This is a genomic window from Nocardioides sp. W7 (assembly GCF_022919075.1).
Lineage (GTDB): Bacteria > Actinomycetota > Actinomycetes > Propionibacteriales > Nocardioidaceae > Nocardioides.
In genome coordinates this window covers 936,614-951,334 of record NZ_CP095078.1, presented here as the reverse complement: position 1 = coordinate 951,334, position 14,721 = coordinate 936,614, and the positions used below count along the sequence as shown (strand labels likewise).

At 72.0% G+C, this 14,721-nt stretch carries 12 protein-coding genes; 4 read left to right on the top strand and 8 right to left on the bottom strand.

The window, feature by feature from the left end; translation table 11 throughout:
- Positions 1 to 19: 19 nt before the first annotated feature.
- From MUB56_RS04605 to MUB56_RS04595, 3 genes are read right to left on the bottom strand one after another with little or no spacing between them, the layout of a single operon-like run.
- Positions 20 to 496: an SRPBCC family protein gene (locus tag MUB56_RS04605; protein WP_244930734.1), complete on the bottom strand. Its 477-nt coding sequence runs from the start codon at positions 494 to 496 to the stop codon at positions 20 to 22.
- A 10-nt stretch (positions 497 to 506) separates the two neighbouring features.
- The gene (locus tag MUB56_RS04600; RefSeq protein WP_244930733.1) at positions 507 to 1,007 is read right to left on the bottom strand and encodes a glutathione peroxidase; all 501 of its coding nucleotides are present in this window, start codon (positions 1,005 to 1,007) and stop codon (positions 507 to 509) included.
- 47 nt (positions 1,008 to 1,054) lie between these two features.
- Complete coding sequence (locus MUB56_RS04595; RefSeq protein WP_244930732.1) at positions 1,055 to 1,753, bottom strand: hypothetical protein; 699 nt, start codon at positions 1,751 to 1,753, stop codon at positions 1,055 to 1,057.
- 184 nt (positions 1,754 to 1,937) lie between these two features.
- On the opposite strand from MUB56_RS04595, the gene MUB56_RS04590 reads away from it, so the two are divergent.
- Positions 1,938 to 8,726 carry an isopeptide-forming domain-containing fimbrial protein gene (locus tag MUB56_RS04590; RefSeq protein WP_244930731.1) on the top strand — a complete coding sequence of 2,263 codons (6,789 nt, stop codon included), beginning with the start codon at positions 1,938 to 1,940 and terminating at the stop codon, positions 8,724 to 8,726.
- Between the two features lie 128 nt (positions 8,727 to 8,854).
- Here MUB56_RS04590 and MUB56_RS04585 read toward each other — a convergent pair whose 3' ends face one another.
- On the bottom strand, positions 8,855 to 9,826 hold the full coding sequence (locus MUB56_RS04585) for an SDR family NAD(P)-dependent oxidoreductase (RefSeq protein ID WP_244930730.1): 972 nt from the start codon (positions 9,824 to 9,826) through the stop codon (positions 8,855 to 8,857).
- A gap of 83 nt (positions 9,827 to 9,909) precedes the next feature.
- Between MUB56_RS04585 and MUB56_RS04580 the strand changes: the two genes are divergently transcribed.
- The gene (locus MUB56_RS04580) at positions 9,910 to 10,392 is read left to right on the top strand and encodes an SRPBCC family protein (RefSeq protein ID WP_244930729.1); all 483 of its coding nucleotides are present in this window, start codon (positions 9,910 to 9,912) and stop codon (positions 10,390 to 10,392) included.
- On the opposite strand, the gene MUB56_RS04575 is transcribed toward MUB56_RS04580, so the two are convergent.
- A complete protein-coding gene (locus MUB56_RS04575) occupies positions 10,379 to 10,675 on the bottom strand; it encodes a hypothetical protein (protein WP_244930728.1) in 297 nt (98 codons plus the stop codon). The two genes, MUB56_RS04580 and MUB56_RS04575, sit on opposite strands and share 14 nt — an antisense overlap.
- Positions 10,676 to 10,976: 301 nt before the next feature.
- On the opposite strand from MUB56_RS04575, the gene MUB56_RS04570 reads away from it, so the two are divergent.
- Entirely contained in the window at positions 10,977 to 11,942 is a 966-nt protein-coding gene (locus tag MUB56_RS04570) for a hypothetical protein (protein ID WP_244930727.1), read from the top strand.
- An 18-nt stretch (positions 11,943 to 11,960) separates the two neighbouring features.
- Here MUB56_RS04570 and MUB56_RS04565 read toward each other — a convergent pair whose 3' ends face one another.
- The 3 genes from MUB56_RS04565 to MUB56_RS04555 all read right to left on the bottom strand — a co-directional run bounded on the left by MUB56_RS04565 (position 11,961) and on the right by MUB56_RS04555 (position 14,014).
- On the bottom strand, positions 11,961 to 13,088 hold the full coding sequence (locus MUB56_RS04565) for a sigma-70 family RNA polymerase sigma factor (protein WP_244930726.1): 1,128 nt from the start codon (positions 13,086 to 13,088) through the stop codon (positions 11,961 to 11,963).
- A 4-nt stretch (positions 13,089 to 13,092) separates the two neighbouring features.
- Positions 13,093 to 13,506 carry a YciI family protein gene (locus MUB56_RS04560; RefSeq protein WP_244930725.1) on the bottom strand — a complete coding sequence of 138 codons (414 nt, stop codon included), beginning with the start codon at positions 13,504 to 13,506 and terminating at the stop codon, positions 13,093 to 13,095.
- A 91-nt stretch (positions 13,507 to 13,597) separates the two neighbouring features.
- Positions 13,598 to 14,014, bottom strand: a complete 417-nt coding sequence (locus MUB56_RS04555; RefSeq protein WP_244930724.1) for a low affinity iron permease family protein — start codon at positions 14,012 to 14,014, stop codon at positions 13,598 to 13,600.
- Between the two features lie 288 nt (positions 14,015 to 14,302).
- Here MUB56_RS04555 and MUB56_RS04550 point away from each other — a divergent pair, with 288 nt between their 5' ends.
- Entirely contained in the window at positions 14,303 to 14,671 is a 369-nt protein-coding gene (locus tag MUB56_RS04550) for a hypothetical protein (RefSeq protein ID WP_244930723.1), read from the top strand.
- Positions 14,672 to 14,721: the final 50 nt, after the last annotated feature.

Below are 14,721 nucleotides of genomic sequence, written 5' to 3'. Positions count from 1 at the left end.
ACCCCGCTGGTGTGACGGACTACCCCGCCTGCTCGACCCCGAGCTCGCGCAGCAGGTTGGCCGAGAACCGGTCGCCCATGGTGGCCATCACGCCCCTCATGGCCGAGCTGACGGCCGGGGCGGCGAGTCGGGGCAGGGGTAGGTCGAGGGTGATCTCGAGGCTGGTCGCCAGGTGCGTGCCACCGGGGGCGTCGGCGAGGTCGTACCAGCCCTCGACTCCGGAGCGCTCCTTGACCCCGGGCGGTGGGTCGTGGTGAAACTCGATGCGTTCGAGGTCGACGAAGACCATCCGCTCGGTGAACGCGGGCGCCACCTTCACCCCGAGTACGTCGAGGCCGGTCATCTCCCAGCGCCAGTGCTCGCCGTCGGCGCTCACCCGCTTGAGGAACGGCGTGAGCGCGGCGATCGTGGCCGGGTCGACCAGCAGGTCCCAGATCTGCTGACGGGGTGCGGGCACCACGGCCTCGGCCGAGGTCGAGGCGGTGAACCGGGTCATGAGCCCGTCGTTACCCCGCGAGCGCCTTCTCGATGTCGGCGGCGATCTTCTCCGGCTTGGTCGTCGGCGCGTAGCGGGCGATGACGGAGCCGTCGCGACCGATCAGGAACTTGGTGAAGTTCCACTTGATCTTGTCGCCGAGCACCCCGCCCTTCTCCGAGCGCAGCCACTGGTACAGCGGGTGCGCCCCGTCGCCGTTGACCTCGATCTTCGAGAACATCGGGAACGTGACGCCGAAGTTCCGCTGGCAGAAGCCGGCGATCTCGGCGTCGTCGCCGGGATCCTGGTGGCGGAACTGGTCGCACGGGAAGCCGAGCACCGTGAAGCCCCGGCCGTCGAAGCGGTCGTGCAGCTGCTGCAGTCCCTCGAACTGGGGCGTCAGGCCGCACTTCGAGGCGGTGTTCACGACCAGCACGACCTGACCGGTGTACGACGCCAGGTCGATGTCCTGGCCCTCGATCGAGCGGGCGGCGAAGTCGGCCAGGGTCGTCGGAGTCGTCGGGGTCGGCATGCCGGAAAGTCTGCCAGCACGAGCCCGGTCCCGTCCGGAAGTCCCGCTCAACCGATCATCCGGCCGCGCACCCGCGCGCTCTGCTGGTGACCGACCGGGTTGTGGTGGCCGGCGAGCTCCACGACCACGCGCCGGTCGTCGACCAGCAGCACCACCCGGTCGTCCTCGATCGACTCGACCTCGCCGGCCACGACGTACTCGTCGCCCTCGACCCGGTCCAGCACCGCGCCCGGCGCGCAGCGCTCGACGTCGCCGCTCGCCACGAGCACCAGCTGGGGGCGCAGCCGCCGACGGAACCGCCACAGCAGCAGCCCGACCAGCAGCAGCAGCGCGTCGGCGACCGCCGTCACGACCAGCGCGCCCGAGCCCCGGACCTGGCCCTCGACGGAGTACGCCGAGGGGTTGCCGGGCAGCACCCGGACCGTCAGCTCGCCGGCGTCGACCGCCGCCTCGCGGACCTCGTCGGTGACCTCGACGGTCCAGCCGCGCTCGTGGTCGGCGAGCCGCTCTCCCCCGACCTCCTCGGGCAGTACGAACGCGACGAGGGAGCGCCCGTCCTCGACGGTGTCGTCGGCGACCTCGGCCTGCACCTCGACCCCGGACCGCTCGACCTGCCGCTCGAGCCAGGTGCTGTGCGCCAGCGGCAGGTTGACCAGCACCAGCACCACCACGGCCAGCACCAGGGCGAGCGGCCGCCGGGGCTGGTCCGGCCGCGGAACCGGGCCGGAGGCGGCGGGTGTGGACATGCGAGCAGTATGCGGGTCACCCGTCAGTTCACCCGCGGCAGTTCTGCCGAACGTTGCCGCCCGCGGACGATCCTTGCGATGATGGTGCGGATCCGCGCCGTAGGCGCGATGGCACCACGTCTCCACGTGGTCGATGAGCACGATGTTTTCAAGTGGCTGGGGGGCCTCGACCATGAGTCGTTCTATGTCCGCGCACGCGCGCGGTTTCCGTCTGCTGACCCACCTGGTGGTCGCAGCACTGGTGAGCGGCATGCTCGCCGTCACCACGGCGCTGCTCGGCGCCGCTCCCGCGCAGGCGGCCGGCTCGCCGGACCTGCAGCTGAGCGGGGGCCCGGCGGCCGACGTGCTGTACGGCGAGACCGTGCCGGTCGCGCTGACCGCGTCGCTGCCCGCGGGCGCGCCGAAGGGCTACAACCTGGCCTATCGGTTCGTGCTGCCCGCCGGCACGTCGTACGTCGGAGCCTCCGCGGGTGAGGAGGCCGGCGAGCCGACCGTCCTCGCCGACGCGCCGACCAGCGGCAAGACCACGCTGATCTGGCCGAACACCTACGACCTGGTCGCGAACGCGAGCCACACGCTGGCCTTCGAGGTCCGCTACAACACCACGGCCGCGGCGACGCCGCCGAGGTACGACGTCGGCAGCCCGCTCGCGATCGACATGGGCGCCTACCTCTCGAGCGACCCGCGGGACCTGGCCGACTTCAGCGCCCTCGGCGTCCCGCAGCCCGGCCCGGACTCCTACTCGGGTCACGCCGCGAAGAGCACGATCACCAAGCTCACGGCGATCGAGATCGAGAAGTCCGAGCCGCACCCCGAGGGGGAGATCCCGCGCGGCGTGCACGACCACCAGACCGTCTACACGCTGACCGTCACGAACAACAAGGTGAACCCGACGACGGGCGTCACCGTCGACGACTACCTGCCCGCGGGCCTGGAGTTCCTCGGCTGTGCCGGCACCGCCGACCACACCACCGACGCCCCGACCAACCCCGGCTCCGCCGAGGAGTACGCCGGCTCGGGACCGATCGTCGTCAGCCAGCCGACCACCGACTGCGTCGACCCGGTCCTGGTCGAGACGGTCGACACCGACCCCGACGGCTCGGGCCCGCTCCCGGCCGGCGTCTACACCCACGTGCGCTGGACCCACCTCGGCGGCTTCGGTGCCGACCAGGTGAAGAAGATCCGCTACGCCGCGGCGATCCCGATCCGCGAGAACACCCTGACCTGGACCACGCCCGGCGGCACCCCCGCCACCACCGGCGCCCAGGCCGTGAACCTCGACAACAACTCCGGCCCGGAGACGTACGACGAGCAGCCGCTGCTCAACGGCGCGATCGCGGCCGGCGACTACCAGTCGCCGATCGACGGTCCGCGGGCCGTCAGCGACGAGGGCACCCTGCTCCGGACCGCCGAGGACATCGCGATCCAGAAGAGCAACGACAACAACGGGCTCGAGCAGGGCGACCTGACCAAGTGGACCGTGGACCTGCAGGTCTCGGAGTACCGCTACGTCGACCACGTCGTCGTCCGCGACACCGTGCCGAACGGCCTGTGCCCGCTGGGGACCGGCAACCTGACGACCCAGAACAACGCCACCGACGCCGAGTGCGCCCCGACCGCGGGCAAGCTCCCGAGCCAGCCGTACAGCTCGGTCGCCGAGCAGTCGGACGGCACCTTCGCCATCGTGTGGGACGAGTCGACGTACCCCGCGCTGGCCCGTCTCGCGCCGAGCGCGACCCGGCAGCTGACCTTCTGGACCCGCACCCGGGCCAACTACCAGGGCGGCTTCCTCGACACCACGCCCGTGCTGTCGAAGGACGCGGTCACCAACAACATCGCCACCGAGGGCGTCGACTGGGTGCGCTGCGCGCCGGCCGACCCGACCTGCGCCGGCTCGGGCACCAAACTCGACCACGACGAGACCGACGGCGAGCTCGACTTCGACGTCTCGCAGTCGGGCAAGGCCGCCGAGGGCCCCGCGATCCTCAAGCAGGTCGCGGCGACGTACCCCGCCAGCGGCGACTGCGACGACCTGGTCGCGGCCGACTACGGCAAGACGGTGCCGGCGTACGGCCCGGGCGACCTGGTCTGCTGGAAGCTCCGGCTGACCTTCCCGACCCACCTCGACACGTTCAGCCAGGACGTCTTCGACATCCTGCCGGCCTCGCTGTCCTACGTGCCGGGCACCTGGCAGGAGACGACCAACAACACCGTCGACATCACCGCGTTCGACGATACCGCCGACGACACCGCCGGCCGGCTCGGCTGGAAGATCGGTGGCGGCGGGACCGACGTCGACACCGGCGGTGAGATCTTCGAGGTCACCCTCAAGACCACCGTGGGCTCCCCGCTCGGCCACCACTCCGGTGACGTCGAGGGCAACCTGCAGAAGTTCTCGTACCAGAACACCGCCGGCAAGGCGTTCACGCTGCGCGACCTGGTCGACTTCGAGCTCACGCTCCCAGAGCTCGGCGTCACCAAGACCGCCGACGACGAGGAGGTCGAGGCCGGCCAGGCCGTCGGCTACACCGTCGGCGTCCGCAACACCGGCACCGCCCCGGCCCAGGACGCGCGCGTCTGGGACGTGCTGCCCTCCGGCTTCACCTGCGCCGAGATCTCCACGATCTCGGACGGCGGCTCCTGCACCGGCGGCCGGATCACCTGGACCGGCGTCGACGTCGCCGCGGGCGCCACGAAGAACCTGACGTACACCGTCACGGTCCCCTCCGACGTCAGCCCGGGCGTGGCCTACACCAACCGGGTCGGCGTCGTGGAGTACGGCTACACGACCAACAGCGGTACGACGTACCAGCTGATCCCGGCCAACCCGGTCGTCAAGGACCCGTTCCTGCCGACGCCGAACATGCCGGCCGCGGAGGCGACGGAGACGATCCGCACCCGGGACGCGAACGTCGTCAAGGGCCGCACCACCTCGGTCAACGAGTCGGGCAACAACGCCGGCAGCCAGGCGACGATCGGCGAGGTCGTGACCTACACGGTCGTCACCACTATCCCGAAGAACACGACGACGTACGGCGCCAAGGTGACCGACCCGCTCGGGTCACGCCAGACCCTGGTGCCGGGCAGCCTCTGCGTGAACGGCTGCACGCTCGACGGCGTCGCCTTCGGCGGCGTTACCGAGTCGCCCGCCAACACCGTGCTCGCCACGCTGCCGGCGACGTACGCCGCCCCCACCGCGACGGACGGCGTGCTGGTCCTGACCTTCCAGGCGAAGGTGCTCGACGTCGCCGCCAACACCCGAGGCACGAACCTCGGCAACACCGCGACCCTGGCCTACACCGACCAGGACGGCGCCCCGCACACGCGCTCCGGCACGGTCAACACCACGATCGTCGAGCCCAAGATCGCCGTCGCCAAGACGGTCGCCGGGCCGACCGTCGTGACCTCGGGCGAGGTCAAGACCTTCACCGTCACCGCGTCGAACACCAGCGGCAGCAACGTCTCGACCGCCCACGACGTGGTGGTCGTCGACACCCTGCCGGCCGGCACCGAGCCGGTGACGATCCACAACGGGGGCGTCTGGAACTCCGCCACTCGGACCATCACCTGGACGCACGCCTCGCTCGCGCCGGGCGCCTCGACGGCGTTCACCTACACCGTGCAGGTCGAGGACCCGGCGGTCGGCGGCACGACGTACAAGAACACGGTGCTCGCGACGTCGACCAGCCAGCCGAACGCCACGGGCGGCGTCCGCACGCCCGCCTCGACGGCGACCACGGCCGGCGACTACGACGCCACCGCCGAGAAGACGATCTCGGTGGTGCTGCCCGGGATCACCAAGGACGTCAGCCCGACGACCGCCACGATCGGCGACAACCTCACCTGGACGGTCCGGGTCACCGTGCCCGCGAACGTCCGCTACTTCGACACCACGGTCGTCGACACCGTGCCGGACGGCCTCGCCGTCGACGGGTACGGCGCGATCACCTGCACCGCCGGCTGCCCCGGCACCGACCCGGCCGTCAGCACCTTCCCGGTGACCACCAGCGGCGCGACTCAGCAGGCCGCCTGGTTCCTCGGCGACCTCGCCCCGGCCGCGCAGCAGCGCACCTACGAGCTGGTCCTGACCGGGCACGTGCTGTCCACCAAGCGCGGCGGCGGCAGCGTCACTGCGCCGGTGTCGTTCACCAACCAGGCGACCGTGCGGACCAACCGGACCGACACGATGCCGGCGACGCCGACCAGCGTGCCGGCCTCGTACTCCGACACGGTCACCCCGGCCACCGCGACCACGGCGGTCAAGGAGCCGACGCTCACGATCGACAAGGCGGCCGACAAGGGCCCGCGGGTCGAGGGCGACGACACCGTCACCTACACGGTGAAGGTCAAGAACACCGGCTCCTGGCCGGCGTACGACGTCGTCGTCACCGACCAGCCCGACACCGAGCTCGTCGACGTCACCCTGGTCGGCGGTGCGGCCCTGAGCACCGACGGCTGGACCGCCGGTGACCCGGACCTGCGCTGGCTGGTCCCGGGCCCGATCGCCGCGGGTGCCACCGTCACCTTCACGTACACGGCGAAGGTGAAGCCGGGCGCCCAGCTGAACGCGGGCGACCAGGTCACCAACACCGCGGCGATCCCGTCGTACTTCGGGGCCTCGACCGCCACCCGCACCGGGGACGGCGACAACCCCTGGCGCGAGTACGTCGGCCCGCAGGACACGGTCACCCTGACCGTCGTGAAGCCGAACCTCACGATCGCCAAGACGCCTGACAACGGCGCCGCGACGGCCGGCGAGGACGCGACTTTCACGATCACGGTGAAGAACACCGACGCCCACGCCACCGCCCACGGCGTCGTGGTCCACGACGTGCTCCCGGCGGGGCTGACCTACGTCAGCAGCACCCCCTCCGGCACGGCCTCGGGCTCGACCGTCGACTGGACGATCGGCACCCTGGCCCCTGGCGCGTCGAAGACCATCACGGTCGTCGCCCGGGTCGGCTCCGACGTCGCCACCGGCACCACGCTGACCAACACGGCGTCGACGCACGCCGACGAGGTGCCGACCGACAAGACCGACACCGGCTCGCTGGTCGTCGGCACCAAGACCGACCTGAAGGTCATCAAGACGGCGTCGAAGACCTCGGTGCTGGCCGGTGAGCAGCTCGGCTACACGCTCACCACCACCAACGTCGGTCCGTCGGACGCGCTGGCGTCGACGCTGACCGACACGCTGCCGGCGTACCTCACCTTCGTCTCGCTCGACGACGAGGAGCGGTGCTCGGTGACCGGTCAGGTCGTCAGCTGCGACTACGGCACGCTGGCGCCCGGCGCGACCCGCACGGTGCACGTCACCGTCCAGGTCGACCCGGCCCGGACGACCCCGGTCACCAACGCGGTCGACGTGACGACGACGACGCCGGACACGGCGCCGGGCAACAACCACAGCCAGGTCACGACGCCGGTCACCCCGGTGGCCGACGTGTCGGTCACCAAGACGGCCGACGGCGTGGACTACGAGGGCGGCGACACCGTCACCTACACCCTCGTGGCCCGCAACGACGGCCCGTCGACGGCTCAGAACGTCACGCTCACCGACCCGCTCCCGGCCGACCTGACCTTCGTGTCGGTGACTCCGGGCGCGCCGACCTGCACGCAGGCCGCCGGCACGGTGAGCTGCGCGTTCGGCGCGCTCGCACCGGGCGCCGAGCGGACCGTCACGATCGCCGCGAAGGCCAAGGGCACCCCGCCGGTGCCGGCCGTCGACAGCCACGACCACCAGCTCGACGTGTCCAAGTCCGAGCAGTACGTCTCGCTGCAGGCCGGCGAGACCCGGACCCAGGACCTGAGCTGCACCGGCGGCGCCACCATGACCGACGGCTCCGTCGGGGTGATGAGCGTCGACCAGGGCACCGGCACCAAGGCCGACGTCGTGGTCCGCGAGGCCCGCTCGACCAGCCTCGGCACCTACCGGTTCGTGGTCACCAACCACGCCACCGGCCAGGCCCAGGTGAAGCTCTTCGGCACCTGCCTCGCGGGCAGCACGACCACCGTCGCGGGCCACGCCCACGACATCGCGGTCGGCTCGCTGCAGACCCTCGGCACCGGCGCGCTCGCCGTCGGCCGGCACGACGTGACGCTGCCGGTCGCCGCCGGCACCCGTGCGGTCGCGCCGGGCATCGAGGTGCTCAGCGGCCAGGCCCGCCTGGTCGCGGCGGAGCCGGTCGCCGGCGGCTGGCGATTCACGGTCGACGTGATCACCCCGGCCCAGGCCACGCTCAGCATCCGGGCGCTCCAGACCCGGACCGCGATGGGCGGCACGCCGTCGCACCTGCACGGGCTCGACCTGGAGCACGTGACCCGGACCGTGACGCTGGCCCCCGGGGAGAGCGTCGAGCGGGTCGGCTGCCCGGTCGGCTTCAAGGGCATCACGGCGACGTATGACCTGCCCGCCGGCGTACTGCCCCTCGGCCACGAGCCGCAGCCGGTCAACCGGGACTTCCGTCTGCTCAACACCACGGACGGGCCGCTCGACGTGCTGCTCGACCTGGAGTGCATCGGGATCCGCACCGGTCCGGAGCTGGCCGAGGTGCTGACCGTGGTCAACATCGCCGAGGTCGCGACCACGACGTACGACGCGGACGCGGCGAACGACACCGGCTCGGCCACGGTCACCCTGGCCCGCGCCGCCGGCAGCGTCACCCCGGCGCCCGCGCCCGGGCCGGCCCCGGCACCCGCGGCCCCGGTCTCGGCCGTCGGCGCGTTCCGGGTCGTCTCGGCGAGCAGGGGCGCTACGGTCCGGGTCGCCTGCGCGGGCAGCGGAGTCTGCACCGGCACGGTCACCCTGACCGCGGTGATCGCCAAGCGGCACGGCCGGGCGAAGCGCATCGTCATCGGCACCGCCCGCTACCGTGTCCTCGCTGGCGGCACCGACCGGGTCCGGGTCACCATCAAGAAGCGGTTCCGCCAGGACGTCCGCCACGACCGGGCCCGCCGGTTCCGGATCGGCTGACGCACCACCCACCGCACCACCGCCAGACAGGGCCGGCCCTCCGGGGCCGGCCCTGTCTGCTTGGCAACGCCGAGTCAGCAGAAGTAGGGGGCCGAGTCAGCACTACTGGTGCTGACTCGGCCCTCCTGTCAGTCCCAGTCGGGGGGCGTCTCGGTGCTGACCGCGACGTACTCGAGGAACGCCGCCACCGCGGCGGGGTCCTCCTCGCGCTGCCAGCCGAAGGTGGTGGGCCGCTGGACCCGGTCGTGCCAGAAGTGCCCGGGCCCCGACTCCGGGCGGGTGGCGATCAGCCAGACGGCGGTGTCGGCGCCGTCCTCGGCGGTGCGCAGCACCGGTCGGGTGAGCTTGCGGAAGGTGGGCAGGTGGGTGGCGACCCCGGGCGTCTCGACCCAGCCCGGGTGCATGCTCTCGACGCGGACGTCGGTGCCGTCGTACCGCCGGGCCCACGCGTCGGCCAGCACGACCTGCATCCGCTTGGTCCGGGCGTACGCCTGCAGGCCGCGGTAGTCGCCGTCGCGGTACTCGATCCCGTCCGGTGTGGACTCCAGGCCGGCGCCGTACATCCCGCCCGTCGACATCCACACGACCATCCCGCGGCTGGCGGTGAGCGCGTCCAGCAGCAGCTCGGTCATCAGGTGCGGGCCGAGGACGTGGACGGCGAGCTGGAGCTCGTGACCCTGCGGACTCTCGGTGCGCGTCTCGGTCACCGTGCCGGCGTTGTGGACGAGCCCGTCGAGCCCCGGCACCCGGTCGGCGAAGGCCTCGCCCCAGGCCCGGACCGCCTCCAGGTCGCCGACGTCGCAGATCTCCTCGACGATCTCGGTGGTGGGATGGGCGACCCGGAGCTCGCGCGCGACCCCCGCGAGCTTCTCGGCGTTGCGGCCCAGCACGTGCACCGTGGCCCCCAGAGCGGCGAACGAGCCCGCCATCGCCTCCCCGATCCCGGAGGTCGCGCCGGTGACCAGGACCCGCCTGCCGACCATCGAGCCGGGCGCGGGGTCGGCCGGCCACCACCGCCGGCGCAGCCGTGAGCCGAGTCGCGTGTAGCCGAGCACGACGGAGCGGTCCAGCGCCGTGTCGAGGAGGTGGGAGATCGCCATGGCCCCAGGTTGCCAGGAGGATGGGCGGGTGGCGGCGGCCGTGCACAGGGTTCGCCCGGTCCGCGACCGGGCAGGCTCGGTCCATGCCACAGGTGACTGCCGAGACGTGGGTGCCGGTCCCGCCCGAGACGGCGTTCGCGGTGTCCCAGACCACCGGCGCGGTCCGGCTCTCGTGGGACCCGTTCATCCGCCACCAGCACCTCCTGGACGCCGAGCGCCCCGACACGGGCGTGCACACCTTCACCCGAGCACGGGTCGGCCCGTCGATGGTCAGCAGGTACGTCTCCTACCGTCCGCCCACCTCGGTCGGCATGACGATGGAGAAGGGCCCGTGGTTCTTCGCCTCCTTCGGCGGCGGCTGGCGGTTCACCCCCGAGGAGCGCGACGGCGTCGCCGGCACCCGCACGGTCTGGAAGTACACATGGTCGGGACGGCCCGCCTGGCTCGCCCCGGTCGCGGACCGGGTCGGCCGCTGGCTGCTGGGCCGCGAGATCCGCGCCCGGATCGCCGCCTTCGCCCGGGCCTGCGCGGACGACCGGGTGCTGGCCTCGGTCAGGGACCGCTGAAGAGCGTCCAGTAGCTCCGGTAGTCCGGGTGGTCGACGTACGCCGCGGCCATCCGGTAGAGGAAGCGCGCCACCTCGTCGGCGCGCCGCGGATCCTCGTCGAGGTCGCGGCGCATGTCGTCGAGGATCGAGAGGGTCTGCCGCGAGAACCGCTCGACGGGCTCGTCGCCGCGAGCCGCGGCGATGCCCACGGACTCGCAGATCCGCGCGTGCAGGAACTCGAAGAGACTGTCGACTCCGGCGTCGTGACCGGTCAGGCCGCCGGAGGAGCGGGTGTCGGGCATCGGGCATCGGCTCCGGGTCGAGGGTGTGCACAACTGGTCGAGGCGACCGTCTCCCCTGGCCTCGCCCCCCGTTGGCGATGCGGCCCACGGTCACCTCGACGGCCACTCTAAGACCGCTCTGTTTCGTCCCGATGACAGTTCGCGCAAGGCGGGCACCGGGTTGCGGCGGTCCGTCGACTGGTCTGGTCCAGACCGGTCCAGGCCCGCGATCGACCCTTGCCGGAGGACGTACCCGCGCCGCTACGTTCCGCTGCGGGGGGCCGGGTGGGCCGGGGGTCCACATCGACCAAGGGAGCAGTCTGTGAAGAACGTACGAGCCACGATCGGTGCCGCCGCAGTCGCGGGAGCCACGCTTCTCGCCGGGCTGGTGGGGATCTCACCCGCCGCCCAGGCAGCGGACGTCGCGTGCAACACCTACAGCTCCACGACCAGCACCTGCGTGAACAGCCAGCTCGTCGTCGACGGGGAGAGCCACAGCGTCGACTGGTACCTGCCGAACGGCACCGCGTCCGCGCTGATGGTCCTCGAGCACGGCTTCAGCCGCGGCTGCGGCAACCTGCGCGGCACCAGCAAGGCGATCGCCCAGAAGGGCGTGATGGTGCTGTGCGTCAACGGCGACCTGACCGCCGGCAACCCCGAGCTCGCCGACGCGCTCGGTGACCTGCTCAGCGCCCGGACGATCACGCCGCCGGCCGGCAAGCCGCTGCCGCAGCGCTACATCGTCGGCGGCCACTCCGCCGGCGGCCACTTCGCCAGCGAGCTCGGCGCGCGCCTGGTCGCGAACGGGTACGGCGACCTCGCCGGCGCCGTCCTCTTCGACCCCGTCGCCTCCGGCGACTTCACCGCCAACCTCGAGACGATCTCCGCGGGCGGCACCCGTCCGGTGCTGGCCGTGACCGCGCGACCGAGCGTGACGAACCTGTTCAACAACTCGCACGGCGCCCTGATCGGGCTGACCAACCCCTACGTCGGCATCCAGCTGGTGTGGGAGAAGTACGTCCTCGGCATGCCGGTCGGCGGCAGCTGCCACATCGACGTCGAGGGCGAGAACACCGACATCATCGGCGTCGCCGGCGCGCTGTGCAGCGCCAACACCACCCAGACCGCCCGGCTGCGGGACTTCGGCTCGACCTGGGCCAAGGACCTGGCCACCGGCACGAAGACGTCGGCGTACTACTGCACCGACGCGGCGGTCGTCTCCACCTGCGGCTCGAAGGTCAAGGACCTGGTCGACCGGAGCCTGCCGCTGGCGGCCCCGATCCGCTGAGCCGATCCGGCTCCGGCCTCAGCCGAGCCGGGCGGCCTGCCGCGTCAGGTGGGTCCGCTCGGCCACGCTGGTGGCCAGCTCGGCGGCGCGGGCGTACAGCGCCCGCGCCGTCGCGGTCTCCCCCGCCCGCTCGCGCAGCCACGCCTCCACCGCCGTCCGACGGGGTACGTCGACCGGCACCGCCTCGAGCGCGCGCAGCCCGGCCAGCGGGCCGTCCACCTCCCCGACGGCGACCGCGCGGTTCAGCGCGACCACCGGGGAGTCGGTGAGCCGCAGCAGCTCGTCGTACCACTCCAGGACCTGGGTCCAGTCGGTGTCGGCGGCCGTCGGTACGTCGCAGTGCAGGGCGGCGATGGCGGCCTGGGCCTGGTACTCGCCCAGCCGGTCGACGGCGAGTGCCGCCTGGAGCACGTCGACGCCCTCCGTGATCAGGGTCGTGTCCCACCGGGAACGGTCCTGATCGGCCAGGGGCACCAGCGATCCGTCGGCCGCGAACCGGGCCGCCCGCCGGGCGTGGTGCAGCAGCATCAGCGCGAGCAGCCCAGCCACCTCCGGCTCGGCGCTGGCCCGCGCCAGGGTCCGGGTCAGCCGGATCGCCTCGGCCGCGAGGTCGACGTCGCCGGAGTAGCCCTCGTTGAACATCAGGTAGAGCACCTTCAGCACGTCGCGGAGGTCGCCGGTCGCGCCGACCCCCTGGCGGGCCACGGTCCGCTTCGCCCGGCTGATCCGCTGGGCCATCGTCGCCTCGGGAACGAGGTAGGCCGCCCCGATCTGCCGGGTCGTCAGCCCGCCGACCGCGCGTAGCGTGAGGGCCACGGCCGAGGCGGGCGTCAGCGCCGGGTGGCAGCACCAGAAGAGCAGCAGCAGGGTGTCGTCGTGCTGCTCCGCCGGCCCCGCCGCCGGCTCCTCGGCCACCCGCTCCTCGCGGGTACGGCGGGCCGCCTCCGAGCGCTGCGCGTCGACGAGCTTGCGCCATGCAACGGTCACCAGCCAGGCCTTCGGGTCCGCGGGCGGGTGGTCGGGCCAGCGTCGTACCGCCTCGATGAGCGCCTCCTGCACGGCGTCCTCGGCCACCGCGAAGTCACCCCCGCGGCGGACGAGGACGCCCAGGACCTGGGGCGCCAGGTCCCGCAGCAGCTCGGTCATCGGGCTATTCGGTGACGGTCTCGGGGTGCTCGAGGAACGGCCGCACTTCGATCCACTCCTTGATCGGGCGGCCGCCCGGCCCCGGCGCGGAGGAGAGGTACGCCGCCGCCTCGTGCGCCCGCTCCACGCTGTCGACGTCGATCAGCATCCAGCCCGCGATCAGGTCCTTGGTCTCGGCGAACGGCCCGTCGGTCACCGGCGGCCTCCCCTCGCCGTCGAAGCGCACGAAGGTGCCCTCGGGCGAGAGCGCCTGGGCGTCGACGAACTCACCCCGCTCGGCGAGGGTGTCGGCCACGTGGTTCATGAACGCGATGTGGTCGGAGACCTCCTGCGGCGTCCACCGGTCCATCGGGACGTCGCCGTCGGGCATCCGCTCGGGTCCGCCGCGGTAGTGCTTGAGCAGCAGGTACTTGGCCATCTCTGTCTCCTTCGTCCGGACGCCGCCCTCGGCGTCGCTCACCCCTGGGACGGAGCCGGTCCCGGGTTCTCGACATCCTGCGACCGGTCTCTCAGTGCCGCTCCTCGAGACCGACGGCGTCGCGGAGGCGACGTACCGACTCCGTGAGCTCGGGGTCCTGCCGCGCCCGGGACTCCATCAGGTCCGAGAGCGCCTCCGCGATCACGTTCAGCTTCTCCTGGGCCGCCTCCTCGCTGCGCCGGCCGGCGTTCTCCAGCAGCACCAGCAACAGCAGGGACAACACGCTGGCGACGGTGTGGATGGCCACCTGCCAGGACTTCGCATCCGGGAAGAGTGGGAAGCTCGCGAGCCAGGCCACCACGATCAGCACGCAGATCCCGAAGAACGGGGCCCGGCTCACCTGGAGGTACGTCGCCTCGACGAACCGGTCGAAGCCGCTGCGGCCGTCGTACTTCTCCCGGTCCTCGGCCGCGGGGCTGCGGCGACCTCCGGTCTCGCTGGTCTCCATCTGCGCACCCTAGGGCCCCACGCCACCGGGGTCAGTGGTCCGGCGAGACCCGGCGACGGCTGATCGGATCGCGAGTGCTCCGAAGCGGCAGGGGATCACCGGCGCAGTCGGATTCCCTGGACCACATCCGGACGCGCGGATGAAGGTGGGATGTCGTCGCCGGCACACTTTCCCCGACCTGAATAGCGAGATTCGCTGCACCGCGTGGAATTCGCCCGCCACCTGACATTAGAGAGTCGGAGGCGGGCACGAGGTCCGCCGTCACTCTCACGGAAAGCAGCGACTCAGATGAAGAGGATTGTGAAGAAGATCGCCGTCGGCCTCTCCGCCGTCGGTATGGCGGGCAGCTCGCTCATCGTCGCGGGCGCTGTGCTCGAGCCGGCATCCGCGGCGGGCACCTGCCCGAACAACAATTGGTCCAATGTCGTCAACACCCGGGTCAACAACAACTTCTCGACGGGTGGGGTGAACATTCGGACCGGTGACAGCGTCAACTGCACCCCGATCGGCCAGGGCCAGCCGGGGCACGACACCCTGCTGCACTGCAACAACTACAACGGTTCGTGGAACTGGAACCACCTGCGCGACATCACCAACGGCAAGGTCGGCTGGGTCCGGGTCGACAACCTGGACATCTGGACGATCAACCCCTGCTGACTCGACCGCGGGGGTGGCCGGCCCAGCGCTGTCCACCCCCGCCTCGCGCG

Bases quoted from the DNA above. Each gene is read 5' to 3' on its own strand.
- MUB56_RS04605 (WP_244930734.1), bottom strand. From the start codon at position 496: ATGACCCGGTTCACCGCCTCGACCTCGGCCGAGGCCGTGGTGCCCGCA.
- MUB56_RS04600 (WP_244930733.1), bottom strand. From the start codon at position 1,007: ATGCCGACCCCGACGACTCCGACGACCCTGGCCGACTTCGCCGCCCGC.
- MUB56_RS04595 (WP_244930732.1), bottom strand. From the start codon at position 1,753: ATGTCCACACCCGCCGCCTCCGGCCCGGTTCCGCGGCCGGACCAGCCC.
- MUB56_RS04590 (WP_244930731.1), top strand. From the start codon at position 1,938: ATGTCCGCGCACGCGCGCGGTTTCCGTCTGCTGACCCACCTGGTGGTC.
- MUB56_RS04585 (WP_244930730.1), bottom strand. From the start codon at position 9,826: ATGGCGATCTCCCACCTCCTCGACACGGCGCTGGACCGCTCCGTCGTG.
- MUB56_RS04580 (WP_244930729.1), top strand. From the start codon at position 9,910: ATGCCACAGGTGACTGCCGAGACGTGGGTGCCGGTCCCGCCCGAGACG.
- MUB56_RS04575 (WP_244930728.1), bottom strand. From the start codon at position 10,675: ATGCCCGACACCCGCTCCTCCGGCGGCCTGACCGGTCACGACGCCGGA.
- MUB56_RS04565 (WP_244930726.1), bottom strand. From the start codon at position 13,088: ATGACCGAGCTGCTGCGGGACCTGGCGCCCCAGGTCCTGGGCGTCCTC.
- MUB56_RS04560 (WP_244930725.1), bottom strand. From the start codon at position 13,506: ATGGCCAAGTACCTGCTGCTCAAGCACTACCGCGGCGGACCCGAGCGG.
- MUB56_RS04555 (WP_244930724.1), bottom strand. From the start codon at position 14,014: ATGGAGACCAGCGAGACCGGAGGTCGCCGCAGCCCCGCGGCCGAGGAC.
- MUB56_RS04550 (WP_244930723.1), top strand. From the start codon at position 14,303: ATGAAGAGGATTGTGAAGAAGATCGCCGTCGGCCTCTCCGCCGTCGGT.